Origin of the sequence: Nostoc sp. S13 (assembly GCF_029379315.1) — a bacterium.
Taxonomy (GTDB): domain Bacteria; phylum Cyanobacteriota; class Cyanobacteriia; order Cyanobacteriales; family Nostocaceae; genus Nostoc.
Window position 1 is genome coordinate 33,343 of record NZ_JAQYWQ010000002.1, and the last position, 18,614, is coordinate 51,956.

The 18,614-nt window shown below is 43.5% G+C and carries 16 protein-coding genes and 1 pseudogene; 13 read left to right on the top strand and 4 right to left on the bottom strand.

The genetic code is table 11. The annotated features are described in order from the left end of the window. The first annotated feature begins 554 nt into the window (after positions 1-554). The 3 genes from PUQ00_RS00865 (at position 555) to arfB (ending at position 1,882) form a co-directional block, all read left to right on the top strand. Positions 555-749, top strand: a complete 195-nt coding sequence (locus PUQ00_RS00865; RefSeq protein WP_300412216.1) for a hypothetical protein — start codon at positions 555-557, stop codon at positions 747-749. Between the two features lie 411 nt (positions 750-1,160). Next, complete coding sequence (locus PUQ00_RS00870; protein ID WP_300412218.1) at positions 1,161-1,415, top strand: RNA-binding S4 domain-containing protein; 255 nt, start codon at positions 1,161-1,163, stop codon at positions 1,413-1,415. Between the two features lie 47 nt (positions 1,416-1,462). Then, positions 1,463-1,882, top strand: a complete 420-nt coding sequence (gene arfB, locus PUQ00_RS00875; protein WP_300412220.1) for an alternative ribosome rescue aminoacyl-tRNA hydrolase ArfB — start codon at positions 1,463-1,465, stop codon at positions 1,880-1,882. A gap of 288 nt (positions 1,883-2,170) precedes the next feature. Here arfB and PUQ00_RS00880 read toward each other — a convergent pair. Then, positions 2,171-3,287, bottom strand: a pseudogene (locus tag PUQ00_RS00880) (BamA/TamA family outer membrane protein); the annotation flags it as partial. Positions 3,288-3,406: 119 nt separating this feature from the next. Between PUQ00_RS00880 and PUQ00_RS00885 the strand changes: the two are divergent. Then, complete coding sequence (locus tag PUQ00_RS00885; protein WP_300412222.1) at positions 3,407-4,753, top strand: lipid-A-disaccharide synthase-related protein; 1,347 nt, start codon at positions 3,407-3,409, stop codon at positions 4,751-4,753. Between the two features lie 91 nt (positions 4,754-4,844). Here PUQ00_RS00885 and PUQ00_RS00890 read toward each other — a convergent pair whose 3' ends face one another. After that, positions 4,845-5,567 (bottom strand): response regulator transcription factor, encoded by a 723-nt coding sequence (locus tag PUQ00_RS00890; RefSeq protein ID WP_300412224.1) that lies wholly within the window; start codon positions 5,565-5,567, stop codon positions 4,845-4,847. 308 nt (positions 5,568-5,875) lie between these two features. Between PUQ00_RS00890 and PUQ00_RS00895 the strand changes: the two genes are divergently transcribed. From PUQ00_RS00895 to PUQ00_RS00905, 3 genes are all read left to right on the top strand, one after another. Then, positions 5,876-6,223 (top strand): hypothetical protein, encoded by a 348-nt coding sequence (locus tag PUQ00_RS00895; RefSeq protein WP_300412226.1) that lies wholly within the window; start codon positions 5,876-5,878, stop codon positions 6,221-6,223. A 624-nt stretch (positions 6,224-6,847) separates the two neighbouring features. Further along, on the top strand, positions 6,848-8,161 hold the full coding sequence (locus PUQ00_RS00900) for a hybrid sensor histidine kinase/response regulator (RefSeq protein ID WP_300412228.1): 1,314 nt from the start codon (positions 6,848-6,850) through the stop codon (positions 8,159-8,161). A gap of 59 nt (positions 8,162-8,220) precedes the next feature. Beyond that, complete coding sequence (locus PUQ00_RS00905; RefSeq protein WP_300412230.1) at positions 8,221-9,345, top strand: hybrid sensor histidine kinase/response regulator; 1,125 nt, start codon at positions 8,221-8,223, stop codon at positions 9,343-9,345. A gap of 660 nt (positions 9,346-10,005) precedes the next feature. On the opposite strand, the gene PUQ00_RS00910 is transcribed toward PUQ00_RS00905, so the two are convergent. After that, positions 10,006-11,445 (bottom strand): RtcB family protein, encoded by a 1,440-nt coding sequence (locus PUQ00_RS00910; RefSeq protein WP_300412232.1) that lies wholly within the window; start codon positions 11,443-11,445, stop codon positions 10,006-10,008. Between the two features lie 401 nt (positions 11,446-11,846). Between PUQ00_RS00910 and PUQ00_RS00915 the strand changes: the two genes are divergently transcribed. The 3 genes from PUQ00_RS00915 to PUQ00_RS00925 are packed head-to-tail and all read left to right on the top strand — an operon-like array spanning position 11,847 to position 14,629. Continuing rightward, positions 11,847-12,041, top strand: coding sequence for a heavy-metal-associated domain-containing protein (locus tag PUQ00_RS00915; protein ID WP_300412388.1), 195 nt, complete (start codon positions 11,847-11,849; stop codon positions 12,039-12,041). Positions 12,042-12,084: 43 nt separating this feature from the next. Continuing rightward, positions 12,085-14,382: a heavy metal translocating P-type ATPase gene (locus PUQ00_RS00920; RefSeq protein WP_300412234.1), complete on the top strand. Its 2,298-nt coding sequence runs from the start codon at positions 12,085-12,087 to the stop codon at positions 14,380-14,382. Positions 14,383-14,401: 19 nt separating this feature from the next. Further along, on the top strand, positions 14,402-14,629 hold the full coding sequence (locus PUQ00_RS00925) for a hypothetical protein (protein ID WP_300412236.1): 228 nt from the start codon (positions 14,402-14,404) through the stop codon (positions 14,627-14,629). Between the two features lie 134 nt (positions 14,630-14,763). On the opposite strand, the gene PUQ00_RS00930 is transcribed toward PUQ00_RS00925, so the two are convergent. Further along, positions 14,764-15,201 carry a heavy metal-responsive transcriptional regulator gene (locus PUQ00_RS00930; RefSeq protein ID WP_300412238.1) on the bottom strand — a complete coding sequence of 146 codons (438 nt, stop codon included), beginning with the start codon at positions 15,199-15,201 and terminating at the stop codon, positions 14,764-14,766. A gap of 467 nt (positions 15,202-15,668) precedes the next feature. Here PUQ00_RS00930 and PUQ00_RS00935 point away from each other — a divergent pair, with 467 nt between their 5' ends. Genes PUQ00_RS00935 through plsX form a run of 3 tightly spaced genes read left to right on the top strand, consistent with a single transcriptional unit; the run spans position 15,669 to position 18,411 of the window. After that, complete coding sequence (locus PUQ00_RS00935; protein WP_300412240.1) at positions 15,669-17,150, top strand: leucyl aminopeptidase; 1,482 nt, start codon at positions 15,669-15,671, stop codon at positions 17,148-17,150. Beyond that, a complete protein-coding gene (locus PUQ00_RS00940; RefSeq protein ID WP_300412242.1) occupies positions 17,126-17,332 on the top strand; it encodes a hypothetical protein in 207 nt (68 codons plus the stop codon). The genes PUQ00_RS00935 and PUQ00_RS00940 overlap by 25 nt, the downstream gene beginning before the upstream one ends. Positions 17,333-17,388: 56 nt before the next feature. Next, a complete protein-coding gene (gene plsX, locus PUQ00_RS00945; RefSeq protein ID WP_300412244.1) occupies positions 17,389-18,411 on the top strand; it encodes a phosphate acyltransferase PlsX in 1,023 nt (340 codons plus the stop codon). Positions 18,412-18,614: the final 203 nt, after the last annotated feature.

The window sequence follows — 18,614 nt, forward strand, 5'->3', positions numbered from 1 at the left end:
AGACTAGTTTTTTAATCCATATCTGGCAATTTTGCAGATCAACATTATAGATAATAAACTGGTATTACAGTTTTTGTCATTGCAATGTCTACGACGGGCTGTGACGCTCCACCACAGCCAATTAGTAAAATCAGCCCAAAGGTTGATTTTCGTTGTGATGTACTAAAAGTTTACCTAAGTAACCCATGCCGAATAGTCGTCAGTTTATCTCGTTAAGAGTCTCCGACGGGGAATGCCTAATCGGAGGCGGAGCCTCCCTTACTCGTGGCGGAGTCGCAATCAACAGCATTTCCAGCCAGAGGCTCTTAACGAGGTTTTAAACGAGTTTTAGCTTAAGTTGACACTAATGAGCATTGCTGTGCATTTACAACATATATGGTTCAATTAAATGAAAACTGCTGTAAATCTATATTCCTTATATCATTTCTTTGTGAGGCTGCACAAAGCTTTTTAACTTCTTATTCCTTTGCGTCCAACTCTTGGAGACTTGGCGTCCTTCTGATGCGTCCACTGCGCGTAGCTTGCTTCTCCGTAAGTTCAAAGAGGGATTGAGGGTGAGGTTTGATCTTATTAGGACTTACGCAAAATATCTCTCAAACTCTGATTTCTCCGTGCCGCGCCAGTTGCTACAACTCTTGGAACCCCCCTTCGGGTTCACCAGTCGCCTACGGCGGGAAACCCGCCTACAGCGCTGGATTCACCGCAACGCACTGGCTTCTCTGCGCCTGGAGCGGTTCGTTATTCCGTAACTCATGCGTAAGTCCTACTTATGTTTAATTACGCCTACCTATTTATAAAACATTGAAGAAGAATACATTCGTCAGAATACATTCGTCAGAATGCAATCAGTGGGGGATTCAGACCCGCCACTTTCTTGTTGACCACAAAACAAGAAAATTTGGTGGTCTTCAACCCGTTTATTCATCCACCAGTCGCACAAAATACCCAAGTTAATTCTGGCGACTGGCACCTTTATTCTGTTTGATAAAAATAAGAACCGATTTTAACTCTACATCAAGTGAGCATTTAAGCGTTTATCTTATTAATATAGAAATCCTATTTGATTTTTGAAAACAAAAGACGGCCTACTTACCAAAAGTAACCAAATCAAAAGCAGTGTGTCGGTACGATACAATTAAGGTAATATAGTTTTATTTACTATGAAGAAAATCAGAGACAACACAATTAAGTTAAATCAATTTTTAAAGTTGATGGGTATAGTGCCAACAGGAGGTCAAGCCAAGCTGATGATTCAAGGTGGCGATGTTCAAGTAAACGGTATGCTGGAAACCCGACGAGGGCGGCGACTAGTACCGGGTGATAAAGTGACAATAGAAGGACAGACTTTAGAGGTGAATTTGAACAACAATGAAGACCAAGATGTATTAACAGATTTTTCCGAACAAACCGAGTAAAGGATTTTTATTTCAAATTCAAAAGTTCCTCTTTTGCCTTGTGAGTAATGCTGCAAATTTCCAACAAAGTTATTATCCCACAGAGTGATATTGAAATTAGTGCGATTCGTTCGCAAGGAGCGGGAGGCCAAAATGTGAATAAGGTTTCCACTGCGATTCACTTGCGCTTCGATATTATGGCTTCATCATTACCAGATTATTATAAACAACAGCTTTTAAAGGTGAATGATCGACGTATTACCCAAGAAGGAGTTGTCGTAATCAAAGCGCAGGAACACCGAAGCCAAGAGAACAATCGGGAGTCAGCGTTGAGACGACTTCAAGAACTCATTCAAAGCGCAGTTGTAGTGACGATAAAACGCAAACCCACTAAACCGACTCGCAGTTCTCAAAAAAAGCGCCTTGATTACAAAAGTAAGCGCGGACAGGTTAAGTCTAACAGAGGGCAGCTCAGGAGTGCTGAGTAAAGAAGTGCTATTAGCGGATAGCTAGAATTTAACCCGTGCTGAGAAGGGTTTATCAAAGCTGAGGAACGCTCAGAAATGTTGAAAGTTACTGTCGGAGGGTGGGATGAATGCTGTTTCAGCTAAACGTGAGTTCGATGAACCTCTCCCGGACAGCCTCCCTCTCCGAAACGGAAAGGGAGGAGCAACGAAAAATTCAGCTTTTTGCTCCCCTCTCCGCGTCGGAGAGGGGCTGCTCTTGAGAGGTCAAATAAAACTTGTCGAACTCACGTCAGCTAAAGGCTCATTTTCTTAAAATCGCTGCCCGATGCCTAAATGTACTTTGCTTTCTCCCTGGTCATTAATTCCATAGTCAGCCCGAATTAAGCCCAGTGGTGAATTTACTCGCACTCCAGCCCCATAACCATAACCATAACCTGGTTTGCCCCGCACACCCGCAGGATTTCCCAATACAGTATCACCGGAACCTAAGTCTGAAGCAAAGTCGGCAAATAATACACCGCCTACGATTGGTAAGACGGGGAAGCGGTATTCTGCGGAAGCTAGCACATAACTCCGACCACTGCCAACTTCTCCAGAATCGTAACCGCGCACTGAATTGGAACCACCCAAATTAAAGCTTTCGTAAGGCGGTAAATTACCAATGACGGTACCAGCTTGAACATTCACAGCAAATACTTGTGGCTGTTTGCTGTTAAATAACTGCACTGGCAAATATTGGCTGTAGTTGGCTTTAAGGCGATTTAGGGAAATATTACCTTGACCGAGAGGCACAGATTGTTCTGTACTCAGACTCAGAATGGAACCTTGAGTTGGATTGATGGGATTATCTCGTTGGTCTTTGGTGGCGTTGAAGGATACGATAGTTAGGTCGTCAATGCCAGTTCCACTTGCAGAGAGGGGATTGCCCTGAGCGTCAGTTGGGGTAATATTACCTTGGCGATCGCGAATACTAGTTCGAGTATAGTTAAATCCTAAAGAGGTATTCCAGTCGTCAATTGGTCGCTGAAAGCTGATACCTGTGCCAATTTGACCTTCCCGCACTTTGTCGCCGTTAGCTAGCTTAATCTTGTCATCAAAGGTTTCCGAAAGTTCTCGACTACGAAAACCATTCACAGTATAGCCCAAGCGATCGCTGTTAGTTGGGCGATAGGGACTGATAAATTTGGTATTAAACTGCAAATCTCGGCTACTTACACCAACATTCGCCGCTAAAGTATCATTAATACCGCCGACATTCTGATCTTGATAGCTGATTGTACCTACCAAACCCTGATCAGCATTATAACTACCACCCAAGTTAACACCACGCGCCCCAGTTTCTTTGAGTTCGTAGACTAAATCAAGTTTTGTGGCATCCCCTTCTAAGGCAACATTCACACTCTTAAACAATACTACCTATCCGAAATTGGTGTTAGTTGTAGGGAAGTAAAGAAATAGGGATAATACTAACTTCCAGCTCTTCGCCGATTTCCCTATTTATACCTCTTACCTAAACAGACAGTTAATTTTGATGTTTTGTTTCTTATGAGTAATGTATCTCGGTTATCCCAAGCTGTAACTTCTCCTTTGCAGTTACTTGTATTAAGTAATGGTCATGGGGAAGATGTAATTGCAGTTCGGATTTTGGAAGAACTCCAACGACAATCAAACCCACCAGAGATATTTGCTTTACCTCTGGTGGGTGAAGGACGTGCTTATGAACAGTTGGATATCCCCTTCATTGGTTCAGTCCACACGATGCCTTCTGGTGGCTTTATTTATATGGATGGACACCAATTGGTGCGGGATGTACGCGGCGGTTTAGTGCAACTGACCCTCAGCCAGATTAAAGCTGTCCGCCGTTGGGTGAGTTCCCAAAAAAAATTAGGTAATAAAACAGCGATTTTAGCTGTGGGAGATATTGTTCCCCTGTTGTTTGCAACTTTCAGTGGCGCTAATTATGCTTTTGTCGGTACGGCAAAATCTGAATATTATGTGCGGGATGAAGCTGGATTATTACCACGGAAATCCAAAGGTGCGCGTTGGGAAAACTTTTCCGGTTCAGTTTACCATCCTTGGGAACGTTGGTTAATGAGTCGTCGCCGTTGTAAAGCGGTGTTCCCTAGAGATGCACTGACGACGGAAATATTAAAACAATGGCCAATTCCAGCTTTTAATTTGGGTAATCCGATGATGGATGGTCTGCAACCGACGTTTTCACGCCAACAATTTTATAGTAAGAATAGTCAACAGCAAGAGACAGTTCGACCCTTTATGGTGACTCTTCTTCCTGGTTCGCGTCCGCCAGAGGCATATACCAACTGGGAAACAATTATGATTGCCGTATCTGCTTTGATGGCAAGTTTGCAGCAGAGGGATTCGGTGTTTTACACTTCTGGCACAGTGGTATTTTTAGGTACGATCGCACCTAGTTTAGACTCTAATATTTTATCCCAAAGTCTGCAATCCCAAGGCTGGCGTACTGAATCGGCATCTCCTATTCAACTTCGCGATCCAAATATATTGACATTTAAACAAAGGAATGCATATCTACTGCTGACACAACAAGCCTATAATGATTGCTTGCATTTGGGAGATTTAGCGATCGCAATGGCAGGTACAGCCACAGAACAGTTTATCGGTTTAGGGAAACCTGCGATCGCGATTCCCGGCAATGGACCACAATATAACCCTGCCTTTGCTGAAGCTCAAAGTCGTCATTTAGGCTCATCTTTGATTTTAGTCGAGCAGCCAGCAGAAGTTCCCAAGATCGTACAGTCCCTCTTCAAAGATCCTGATATTTTGCAAATTATTGCCGAAAATGGTCTGCGACGCATGGGCAAACCGGGAGCCGCACTACGCATTGCGGAATGTTTACAGGAACGATTTTGAATGGGCATTGGGCATTGGGCATTGGGCATTGGGCATTTATTATTCCTCCCCTGCTCCCCCTTGCTCCCCCTGCTCCCTCATCCCTACTCCCTCACGCCACCAACCCAGAACGTAGCGCCCTCACAGCCGCTTGAGTACGGTCATCGGCACACAGTTTATTTAGAATATTACGAACATGGGTCTTCACAGTACCAACTGTAATGTAGAGTTTCTCGGCAATTTGCCCATTGCTACACCCAGCTACAATCAACTCTAGGATTTCCAGTTCCCGTTGAGTCAGGGGGTATGTTTCCAAAACTTGTTCGTATTCTGTCGCCAGCGCTTCAATTTTTACAGTCTTCGGCTTGTCAGAATTTTGGCTCTCCCCAGGAATACCTTGCCGCATCTTCCGCAGTACCACGTTGGCAATTGCCGGATCAATCCAAGAGTTACCGGCGTGAGTTGCTTGTATTGCCTCAGTTAATTTACTGATGCTTGTTTCTTTCATGTAGTAAGAATCAGCACCCGCCGCAAAGGCTGCAAGTACAGCATCCTCTGTATGATCCATTGTCAAGATCAGAATCTTTGTAGTCGATTGCCCAGTTTCAGCTTGGTAGCGTTTGAATTTACGGGTCAGTTCGATGCCATCCATATCAGGCAAGCCAATATCTACAACAGCGACATCGGGCTTTGCCGTTTCTAAAAGTTTTAATCCTTGGGTAGCATTTGCCGCTTCGCCAATTACTTTTAAGGCGCTGTGAGACTGTAATGCTGCTCGTAGCCCCATTCGCGTTAAGTCATGATCTTCAATTAAAATAATGCTAATTTCATTCATCGCTACACTCACTTTTGTGCTGTTTACCTCTTTCAATGTATTCCCTTCTGTAAGTGTTACCTCTTATTTTCCCATACCAAAGATAGATGATATTTCAAAACCTCTGCATCCACCGAGAGAAATAATAAATACTTGATTTTTCATATTTCGATAGATGACAAATCTAGCTGAAGATATATGATACTTGCACAAAAAGTATGAAATATTAAAAAGAATGCCAAGTTGTTCCCCTTTGCTTAGAATTCAACTTTGAGTTGGGATCTTCCATTACTTAATTGTATATAAAGCTTTCCGAAAAACTTCCAAAAATGGATAAATTACAAAAGGTCAAAGTTGCCTTACGAGAAAGTGAACAATGGTTTCGAGCTATTTTTAACCAAACTTTTCGATTCATCGAATTGATTGAGCCAATAGGAATCATCATGGAAGGGAATCACACTGCCTTAAAATTTGGTGGAATCGCCAGCAGTCAAGTAATTCGTTGTTTTTTGTGGGAAGCTTGTTGGGCTGACTTTTCACCGGATGTGGAAGACTTCTCTGCTTCTGAGGGAGAGGCTTGGAATTTTCGCTTAACCCTTTTAGGGAAGGTTGCTCAAATGCCAGAAGGTTTGGAAAGAGTTGGTATCATTCCGAAAATTCACCAGAGGTATTGGTAATTTTTCAAACAGTATAAGTCCGCGATCGCTAGGAAAATAGTAACACAGGACTGGCGATCGCTAAGAAAATTGTCGAAATTTTAGGAAGTAGGATTACTTTAGATTCACAAATAGGTATAGGCAGTATTTTCTTTTTCATCTGGTCTAAGCAATCTGATGGTTAAAACTGCTCAAGCTTATGGTACACAATATCGTGTGTAACTCTCACCAAGGGGTGACGACGGTCGCTTATTCACTCATTTATAATTGTTTTAAGCTTAGTAAAGTATTCTATTTTACTTTATATCTAGCTATGTTTGCTGTATTCAGATCAAGAGTTTTCAGTTTGTTAATTGCTAATTTTGTGAAAGCCATTGGTTATTTGCTAAGAGTTTAATTTCAATGCTCTGGTAAATTAACTAGATTGAGCATACAACAGACTGAATTTGCCTTTGACCTTTTCTAACTTTGTAGAGGTGATGGCAACGCTCAATAATTATTGGATATTGTGCGAAATGCCTTAGTCAATCAAGTTACAGATTTTAGATGTCCGAAAATCTTATATTATTTATATTATTTACTTGGATAATCTGAAAAAAGAAATGTTATATATCAACCTATGTTTGGCGGCGAAAATAAAAATCGATGGAACAGACGCTGAAAATTCTAGTTGTAGACGCTGACCAAGAAGATCGGATGGCAGTCCGTTCTGCCCTGACTAAAGCAGGTGTTCAAATGGAACTGTCTGAAGTAAGCGATGGCAATGATGTGTTTTCTGTCTTAAACGCTACTATTTATGATTGTGTTTTCCTCGACTATCGCTTACTAGACCAAAATGGACTAACCTTTATTCAACAGCTACGTTCTTCGGAAATTAAAGTTCCTTTAGTAGTCTTAACTGGTGAAGGAGATGAAGAAATTGCAGTGCAATTATTGAAAGCTGGTGCAACAGACTATCTCTTAAGGTGTAGAATATCTCCAGAAACCTTAGGGCAGGTTTTACGGAGTGCGATTCGGGTTTATCGGGCTGAAATGCAGGTAGCTTTAGCAAACCAGCAGTTCAGAGAAATTCATGAACAACTCATTCGTAAGAACCAAGAATTGGAGAGACAACAGCAACATATTCAAATGCAAAACTTCAACATATTGGAGGCATCACAGCTAAAATCAGATTTTTTGGCAACTATCTCCCACGAACTGAGAACGCCGATGAATGCGATTATTGGTTTTTCGCAGATACTGCTACGTCCAAAGTTTGGTCAACTAACGCATCAACAAGCAGATATGATTGAGCGCATCTTGAATAATGGGAAGCATTTGCTGATGCTGCTAAATGAAGTTCTTGACTTTTCCAAGCTGGAGACACGACGATTAGATTTAAAGGCAGAAATATTTGATCTATCAAAGGTAATAAATCTTGCTGTTAGTGAAATGCATTCCCTAGCTGGCGTCAAAAATCTATCATTGTTAGTGCAAACCGATTTGCAAAATCCTTTGGTATTTAATGACCCAGTTCGTGTTAAACAGATTTTAATGAATTTGCTTTCCAACGCCATTAAGTTCACCGAGTCTGGTGAGATTTGGGTTGAGATTAAAGAAGTAGCTGAAAATCGAGTGTTAATTCTGGTTGGGGATACAGGTATTGGCATAGCACCCAAAAATTTTAAACGTATTTTTGAAGCATTTCGGCAAGTCGATCAAACTATCACTCGCAAATATCCAGGTACAGGTTTGGGTTTGGCAATTATAGATTCGCTGGTACGAATGATGGGCGGCAAAATTTTTCTTGAGAGCAAATTGGGGATCGGTTCAATGTTTAAAATTGAATTGCCACGTCAAATCACATTATCAACTGTAGCAGCCGATGCTCCAGCTTCCCAGTTAGATGCTGACGAGGTTTTTTGCTCTGCTAAAAATCAACATCACTCATCTTCTCAAGCCAGTAAAGCATCAATCTGATATCCTAAATTTAAACTATAAATTACTTCCCCAAAAAAACTGATAAAAGTTGATAAATCATGTCTGAAGTTGAAAATAATAAAATTTATCGTATCCTCGCAGTTGACGATATTCAAGATAATCTCATTTTGGTTCAAGCAATTTTAGAAAGTGAGGGGTATGAAATTGTTTTGGCTTCAGATGGAATAAAGGCTTTGGGGCAAATTGAACAATCTCCATTCGATCTGATTCTGTTAGATGTGATGATGCCAGGAATAGATGGTTATGAAGTCACACGTCGGATTCGGAAGAACCCTGCAATCTCTTATATTCCAATTCTGCTGATTACTGCCTTTCACGAATCCAGCGTTGTCAAAGGTTTGGATGCTGGTGCTGACGATTTTATTCGTAAACCATTTGATACTGATGAACTATTGGCAAGGGTGCGATCGCTGTTGCGTCTCAAGCACAGTCTGGACGAACAACAAAAAATGGCCCGCCAACGGGAAGATTTTGTTTCCCGTCTAACTCATGATTTGCGAACTCCCCTAGTAGCCTCTGATCGCATGTTGAATTTGTTTGAAATGGAAACATTCTGCAAAATTTCGCCGGAAATGAAACAGGCGATCGCAGTCATGATTCGCAGTAACCAAAATTTGATGGACATGGTGAATACCCTTTTAGAAGTCTATCGCTTCGAGGCAGGTAAAAAAACGTTGAATTGGGAGATATGCGATTTAGGTGAGATATCTCAAGAAGTAGTCAGCGAACTAAGTCCTCTAACTAATGAAAAAGGCTTAACTCTAGAAATAGACACCGGTGAATTAGAACCATTGGGTAGAAATGCTGGTATTATTATGGGCGATCGCTTGGAACTACGGCGCGTGCTAAACAACTTGATCGCAAATGCCATCAAATTTACAGATACAGGCGGCATAACAATCCGCATTTTGGAAACATCACCTCATCCAGGAAATTCAGATTCGGTAACAATTCAGGTACAAGATACAGGATATGGGATTGCGCCAGAAGATCAGGCAACAATTTTCGAGCGATTTCGCCAAGGTAGAAATAAACGCTCAGGCAGTGGCTTAGGACTACATCTATCCCACCGGATTGTAGAAGCGCACGCCGGAACTATCCAGGTCGCCTCTGAACTAGGTAAGGGTAGTTTGTTCACTGTGCAACTACCTAAAAACACTTAAGTCTAATTATTAGCGATCGCCAGATTATTTTTAGGAGATTCTCCCATAAATTAGATTCAATTTAAGTTCTGTTTTTACTGTAAAGAAGAGATTAGTATCAGATTACAGAATGTTTGACCTGATACTAAAGGAATAAAAAATATCATCAAAATCTGCTGGGTTAGTGTTAGAAAATACCATTTATAAATAGACCAAGCAACAAAAACCACTAATACCATAATATATCGCTCAATATTCAGATCATTCTATGGATAGTAGAAATAACTATTTTACAGAGTTATTATTCAACCTGTTAATGCCTCAAAAACGTGTATGCACCCTGGAATAATACCAGGGTCTTTTTTTAGAAAAACTCAGATAAATGAAAGTGTAGACTTTCATCGAAGTAGAGGTAAACTGATCGTCGATATTGTTATCCACTCGATTTATGAGAAAAAATAAAGGCATCAGAAAGAAGCGTAAGTGTAGCCCGTCGTAGATATCGCTCTCATGCCTGATGCTTGGTAAATTCCTATCTAACTAGCTGATTGCAAAATCATCATCAACATTATGCGGTAATTGCATTACTAGGGATTTACCATAGCTTCACAGATGCGATTGTAATATCAGGGAATAAAGATGGATGCCCCTGGCGTTGACCAGGGGTTTTTTATTTAGCAGCTATGCCTTAAACGTCAATATCGGACTCAACCGCGCCACAACGTCCACCATTTCTGCCTCAACCTGCACATCAATCACAGACTGAATGGGTTTGTAGGCTGCGGGTGCTTCCTCAATTCGGCGTTCTTCACGCAGGGTAATGCAGTCTACCCCAGTTAATCCCAGTTCCGCCTCACTTTGAGATGCACCTCTACGATTGAGGTCGAAGCGAGAACGAATTCTTCCCGCCCCATGTGAGGCAGAATTACAAAATGCTGGATTGCCTTTACCCACCATCAGATAAGAATAAGCACCCATTGAACCAGGGATAATCACTGGTTGCCCTAGATGGGCGGGACAAGCACCCTTGCGTGTTACCCATCCGTGACCTTCTGGCAAGGTGATGTTATGCGGTAAGTCATAAATTAGAGGTGCTTCCACATCTTTGTATACTTCCCGCAAACGCAGACGCAGCAGTTCCGCTAACAGCAGGCGATTGACAAAGGCATAGTTAGCAGCAGTGGCCTCAGCTTGCAGGTAACTGGCAACTAGTTCGGGGTGAGAAGAAGTAGAGAGAGGAAAAATCTGAGAATCAGGATACTTCAAACCTTTTTGCCAAGTCGCCTTAGCTTTATCTCGCCACATTCCTCCAATATACTTACCCACGTTTCGAGAACCAGAGTGAATCATAAAAGCTAGCTGTCCCTCCCGCACTCCCCAGGCGTGGGCAAGTGTGCGATTTTCGACTTTATCAACCCGTTGCACTTCTACAAAATGATTACCCCCGCCAATGGTTGCCAGTCCGCCATCGCGTACTAGTCCGGTATCGAGAACCAATTCTTCAGGCGCAAGTTTCCAGTCACCATCCATTGAACCACCTAAGAAGATGCGATCGCTCTCTTGGGCAAGTTGTTGCAAATCAGACTTGACTACACTCCCTGTAGGCTGATTTAGGATGGCATCCAGCCAACCAGCAACTCCGTACTGAAATAGCGATCGCATTGTCTGAGCAGTCATCGTCACATCACGCGTACCGAAGAAGTAATCTCCCTTCATTCGTTCTACGAATTGGTCACGCTTTGCCAGGAATTCCTCTATTGTCAAATCAACAACATGGAGGCGCATCCCACAATTGATGTCAGAACCGACAGCGCCAGGGATAACCTGACCCACAGTTTCTACAACTGAACCAATAGCAATACCCGCATCACCTGGGTGAAAGTCAGGCGTAGCACAGGCACGACAAACATATCCACCTGATGGGTGGCGGACGCTTGCCAAATTCGCTAACTGCTTGAGTGCCTTAGCTTCTACGGGAAAGTCTTCTGCCAGTAGCACTTCTGCTACAGGAGCATCAGGAGAATTAACTAGACGGATAGAATAAGTGCAATTGTTGTAAGTTACATCCAAACCCTGCCGCTCTAAGGCACGCAGGAGACGTTTGAGATTTTTTGGCTGCATGACAACTCCAAATAAGGTCTTAAAAAAGACCCTTTATTGTGAAGAGATGAGGAGACTTGGGTTCAGCAGCCGCGTCTCAAGTGGTGCGGAGGGTCATTTTCCCAGAACTGTGGGGAAAACAACAGGTTATATAGCCTTAATAACACACACTTTTATTGGATGACAAGTGTTTTGTAGTACGTTGTATTTTTGATGGGTAACGGTGACTCAGCCAAAGCAAAGTTATAAAGAAATTTGAAGTTTAGCGAAAAACTTTTAAAATTCTCTAGACTCTCCAGTCGGCTAGAGAGTCTAGGATGAATTCAAGGCGACTTTCTTTCCAGTTATTTCTGACTGTTGACGGTTGTCCCTCAGTCATCCAGTTTGGTCTGGCTAGGTTGTTCATTTTATCCCGTAAATCTATGACTCTCCAACTCACAGTTCCCAATATGGCTTGTTCTGCTTGTGCAAGCACCATCACCAAGGCACTTCAGGCAGTCGATGCCAACGCTAGCATTCAGGCTGATCCAACAACCAAGCTTGTCAGTGTCCAAACTCAAGCATCAGAAACAGCAATTAAGGAAGCGTTGGCTGCTGCTGGCTATCCAGTTGCTTAATCTTTAAGATCCTCCCACATCAATCACGGCAGTTCATCTAGTAATGGATACTCTCACACTCAAACTTCGAGGCATGAGTTGTGCCGCTTGCGCCAACAACATCGAAAAGGCAATTCGCTCTGTTTCTGGGGTGATTGACTGCAACGTTAACTTTGGAGCAGAACAAGCCACGATCAAGTACGATCGCTCTGTAGCCAATTTGGAGAAAATCCAAGCTGCTATAGATGCTGCGGGATACTCTTCCTACTCACTCCAAGAAGAAATACTCTCCGAAGAAGATGATACCGAGAAAGCGGTTAGGCGAGCATTACAACGCAAACTCTCTCTCAAGGTAGTGGTGGGAGGTGTAATCAGCATTTTCCTACTTTTAGGGTCGTTACCCATGATGACTGGGCTGAACTTACCCTTAATTCCAAGTTTTCTTCAGAATCCTTGGGTACAGTTAGTGCTAACAACACCCGTGGTGTTTTGGTGTGGTGGATCTTTTTACCGGAATGGCTGGAAAACCCTTAAGCGGCATACGGCGACGATGGACACGCTGATTGCTTTGGGCACAAGTGCAGCGTATCTATATTCTTTGTTTGTGACTGTTTTCCCGAAATTTTTTATTGCTCAGGGCTTGATACCTCATGTTTATTACGAAGTTGCTGCGATTGTCATTACCTTAATTTTGTTGGGGCGGTTGTTGGAAAATCGCGCTAGGGGGCAAACTTCTGAAGCCATCCGCAAACTCATTGGACTGCAAGCCAGAGATGCTAGAGTTATGCGCGATGGTAGAGAAATTGATGTTCCGATCGCCGAAGTCAGAATCAACGATGTGATTTTGGTGCGTCCTGGTGAAAAGATTCCCGTAGATGGCGAAGTGATTGCAGGCGCTTCGACGGTAGATGAAGCGATGGTGACGGGTGAAAGTTTACCAGTCAAAAAGCAGCCAGGAGATGAGGTAATTGGGGCGACGATTAACGGTGCGGGTGCATTTCAGTTTCGGGTGACACGAGTCGGAAATGATACGTTTTTGGCTCAAATCGTCAAACTAGTGCAACAAGCACAAGGTTCTAAAGCACCAATTCAGCGCTTGGCAGATCAAGTCACAGGATGGTTTGTACCAGCTGTGATTGCGATCGCGATCGCCACTTTCGTGATTTGGTTTAATTTCACGGGCAACCTTACCCTAGCAACAACGACAACAGTAGGTGTACTGATTATCGCTTGTCCTTGTGCTTTGGGTTTAGCTACCCCCACATCTGTAATGGTGGGGACGGGCAAAGGTGCAGAAAATGGCATTTTGATTAAAGGCGCCGACAGCTTAGAACTAGCACACAAAATAAAAACCATCGTCCTAGATAAAACTGGCACTTTGACTCAAGGGAAACCGACAGTTACAGACTTTGTGACTGTCAACGGCACAGCTAATGGTAATGAAATCAAGCTTTTACAGTTAGCAGCAACCGTGGAACATAATTCTGAGCATCCCTTAGCTGAAGCGGTTGTAAAATACGCTCAGTCTCAAGAGGTGAGTTTAACAGAGGCAAAGAACTTTCAAGCGATCGCAGGTAGTGGTGTGCAAGCAGTTGTTTCAAATCAGCTTGTGCAAATTGGTACACAACGCTGGTTAACAGAACTTGGAATTAACACCATAACTCTCCAGCAGTATAAAGATGCCTGGGAAGCGGCTGGTAAAACAGTTATTTTGATTGCTGTAGATGGCAAACTACAAGGAATAATGGGTATCGCTGATGCCCTCAAACCTTCATCAACAGCAGTAGTGAAAGCACTACATAAGTTAGGTTTAGAAGTAGTAATGCTCACCGGAGACAATCGAAAAACTGCCGAAGCGATCGCTCTACAAGTTGGCATCCAGCGAATCTTTGCCGAAGTCCGGCCAGATCAGAAAGCGGCGATTATCCTATCTATACAAGGGGAGATAGAGAGATTTCCCAAATCCAAAATCCCAAATCCAAAATCTAAAATTGTCGCAATGGTAGGTGATGGCATAAATGATGCGCCAGCCCTAGCCCAAGCTGATGTAGGAATTGCTATTGGTACGGGAACAGATGTGGCGATCGCAGCTAGCGATATCACCCTAATTTCTGGAGATTTGCTCTTAATTGTCACAGCTATTCAACTTAGTCGCGCCACCATCAATAACATCAGGCAAAATCTCTTCTTTGCCTTTATTTACAACGTCATTGGTATTCCCATTGCGGCAGGAATTCTGTTCCCCATCTTTGGTTGGTTACTCAATCCAATTATCGCCGGAGCTGCAATGGCTCTTTCTTCACTCTCTGTTGTCAGCAACGCCCTCAGATTGCGTAACTTTCAACCAAAAGCTATCTCATAATTGCAGGTTAATTTAGCAAATGTTCAGTCAAAAAATGCTTTGGGGAAGCCTTACAGCTTTAGTGCTACTCACTGGAACATCAGGTGTAACATTAGCAAAAATGCCAGCCCACTCGTCAGAGCAAACCAGTCAATTTCACGGCATTGAGCAACCTTTGGGCTTAAAAGTGGGTGTTGCGATCGGTGGTTTAACATTAATTGGACTAGAGTTGTGGTGGTTCCTTCTCTATAAAAGTTCTGAATCCTAAATAAAGAACGAAAATTCCTAGCAAATTCTCTGCGTCCCTCTGCGCTCCTACCCTGCGGGAAGGCGTTCGCGTAGCGTCTCGTAGAGAAGCGCCTATGCGTTTAAATTTCACCCCTCAATTCGCCACGAGCCTACTTAAACCTGACTCCTACTACAAGTCTTATTTTGAATGATCGGACAAATTGTTTCCTCATGGTGGTCGCTGATATTCTTCCAGCCTGAAAGTAATCCCTTGATTTCAGAGCGTAAAGTTAACAACTGATCAATTTGGTGATCAATCTCTAAAACCTTCTCTTCAAGTTTTTCTTTGATTTCACCACAGGGAGTTTGTCCTTGGTCATAAACCTGAAGAATATTTCCAATTTCTTCTAGACTAAGACCAAGATTTTGCGCCCTTTTAATGAATGCTAGACGAGTTAGCACATCCAATGAAAACTGGCGAAAGCCTCCCTCTGTACGTCTTGACGATTTAATTAAGCCTAAACTCTCGTAATAACGAATTGTCCTGATGGGGATTTTGCTTAAATCTGTTACCTGACCAATTAAAAGCAATTTTTTATCTTGAATTAACACGGTAGATTTTCCCAAATCTTGTAATTATTATCGAAACAGAATTCAGAATTTAGAATTTAGAATTTAGAATGAATTTTGTACAACTCGCGACACAGCTTACTATGCTATTAGTGGCGGATCTGAATCCCCTACTAATACCACAGCCTCAACTCTTGGACAGGTTGCCACCAACAAGTAGGCTTCTCCGGCTCCGCTCCTGGATTCTGACTCAATAGCTTTTCCACATGACGTAAAAAGTCCGATTGGGGCATGGGGCACGAAGCAGGAGGTAAAACAGTGAAGTTCTGAACTAGATGAACGAGTATCAAAAACTTATTAACAAGTCCTATTTATATCAATTTGTTAAATTATAGCTACTGCGCTCTGCTCCCCATCTTCCCCACTCCCGACTCCCTACTCCCCTCACCATAAAACAAGAATTTTAAGCAATACTGGTACAAGAAGGAATATTTACACAAAATCCCAACATGACAATTCAACCTAGTGATAAGCCTTTGCTAGAGTGGGCAGGCGATAGTTTGGCAATTGGATTATTTGAAGATGCAGTAGAGTTAACCGGAGAACTAGCAACTTTAGATCAAAAGTTTTCTGGAGTCTTAAAAGAACTGATTGCTGAAGAACAATTTAAAGGTAAAGCCAACAGTACAATCTTCACTCGTGTAAATGCTGGTAGCCCAGTACGTAAATTGATTTTGGTAGGTTTAGGAAAACCAGAAGCACTAAACCTAGACACTTTGCGCCGCGCTGCTGCTGCTGTAGCCAGAGTAGGAAACAAGCAAAAAAGCAAAATTCTGGGATTTAGTTTTCCATTATGGAACAACGATCCAGCAGCTAGTGCCCAAGCGATCGCAGAAGGTGTGGAATTAGGACTTTACGAAGATATTCGTTTTAAATCAGAACCAGAAGACAAAGGTTCACAAATAGAAACCGTAGATTTACTAGGTTTCGGTGGACAAGAAGCCGCAATCACCCGCGCCAATCAAATCGTTTCCGGGGTAATTTTGGCACGGCAATTAGTAGCAGCGCCAGCTAACGCAGTCACACCCATTACTTTGGCAGAAACTGCTCAAGCGATCGCCAACCAGCACGGTTTACAACTGCAAATTCTGGAACGGGAAGACTGCGAAAAGCTGGGCATGGGTGCTTTTTTGGGAGTAGCCCAAGCCTCCGATTTGCCACCTAAATTCATTCACTTGACTTACAAACCAGAAGGTACACCCAAAAAGAAACTAGCAATTATTGGCAAAGGTTTAACCTTCGACTCCGGCGGACTCAACATTAAAGGTGCTGGTAGCGGCATCGAAACGATGAAAATTGACATGGGCGGTGCAGCAGCAATTTTGGGTGCAGCAAAAGCAATTGCTCAAATTAAGCCAGATTCGGAAGTTCACTTTATCTCCGCAGCGACTGAAAACATGATTAGCGGTCGCGCCATGCGCCCAGGAGACGTTCTCACAGCATCAAACGGCAAAACAATTGAAGTGAACAACACCGACGCTGAAGGACGTTTGACCCTAGCAGATGCCTTAGTGTATGCCGACAAATTGGGCTTGGATGCGATCGTGGATTTAGCCACCCTAACCGGTGCCAACGTCGTTGCCTTGGGTGAGGATATTGCTGGGTTATATACTCCCGATGATGCTGTCGCTTCCCAGCTAGAGAAAGCTGCCCAAACTTCAGGGGAAAAGATTTGGCGGATGCCAATGGAAGAAAAATATTTTGAAGGGCTAAAGTCTGGGATCGCGGACATGAAGAATACAGGCCCGCGTCCAGGTGGTGCAATTACCGCCGCCCTTTTCCTTAAGCAATTCGTCAAAGAAACCCCTTGGGCACACTTAGATATTGCTGGGCCAGTGTGGACAGATAAAGAAAATGGTTATAACGGCGCAGGGGCAACCGGCTACGGCGTTCGGATGCTAGTTAATTGGGTCGTGGAGAGTGGGGAGTAGGGGGAGCGGGGGGAGATGAGGGGGACAAGGGGATAAGGAGAATATCCAATGCCCAATGCCCAATGCCCAATGCCCAATGCCCAATGCCCAATGCCCAGTCACGAACAATTCGTGCTATCTTGAGCTTGCCAGCAAAAATTGTTGCAATCGTAACAGAATTAATTTGGCGGTCAGAAAGTTAAGCTTTTTCGGCAAAGCCATCTGGTAAAATTTGTAAGGTTTCTAGAAACTGTGAGCAATGGGATCGACTCGCGTAAGGATCGCAATTGACGCAATGGGAGGGGATCACGCACCCGGTGAAATCGTTGCTGGCGCACTGCGAGCACGGGAAGAATTGGGTGTAGATATATTGTTAGTTGGTGATCCCCAACAAATAGAAGCTGCCTTGCCGCCAAAAACGAATTTAGGGCAGGCGGAGATCGTGACTGCTGAGGAAGCGATCGCAATGGATGAGGAGCCTTTAAACGCAGTTAGACGTAAACGCAAGGCTTCTATCAATGTGGCTATGGATTTGGTCAAGCAGCAGCAGGCAGATGCCGTATTTTCTGCTGGCCACTCTGGAGCAGCTATGGCATCCGCTTTACTGCGCTTAGGACGATTGCCGGGAATTGACCGCCCAGCTATCGGGACAGTTTTTCCCACGATTATTGCTGGTAAACCAGTGCTGGTACTTGATGTCGGCGCGAATGTAGATTGCCGCCCCAAGTTTTTAGAGCAGTTTGGCGTCATGGGATCGGCTTACAGTCAGTATGTCTTGGGTACAACCGAACCGAAGGTGGGTTTGTTGAATATCGGTGAAGAAGACTCTAAGGGCAATGATGCAGCCGTCCGCGCTCACCAAATGCTACGCGAAAATTCCCAAATTAATTTTATTGGCAATGCCGAAGGGCGTGATGTGCTTTCTGGTCGCTTTGATGTGATTGTCTGCGATGGCTTTGTGGGCAATGTATTATTAAAATTTGCCGAAGCAGTCGGAGAAGTGATTCTGCAAATTCTGCGGGAAGAATTACCGCAAGGATTGCATGGTCAAATCGGTTCAGCACTCTTAAAACCAAACCTGAAGCGGGTTAAGCAGAGGATGGATCACGCAGAACACGGCGGCGCTTTGCTGTTAGGTGTCGCAGGAGTTTGTTTTATCGGTCACGGTAGCTCACAAGCTCCTTCAATTTTTAATGCAATTCGTATGGCCAAAGAAGCGGTTGACAACCAGGTGATACAACGAATTCAGTCCCAATATATCCTAGAGCGCGAGAGCGGTTAGTCATTGATCATTAGTCATTAGTCATTAGTCATTAGTCATTGGTCATTAGTCATTAGTCATTTGTAAAGGACAAACGACAACTGACATAGACGCGCCAGTGGCTTGCCGCAGGGTAGGACAACTGACATAAACGCGCCAGTGGCTTCCCGCAGGGTAGGACAACTGACATAGACGCGCCAGCGGCCTCCCGCAGGGTAGGACAA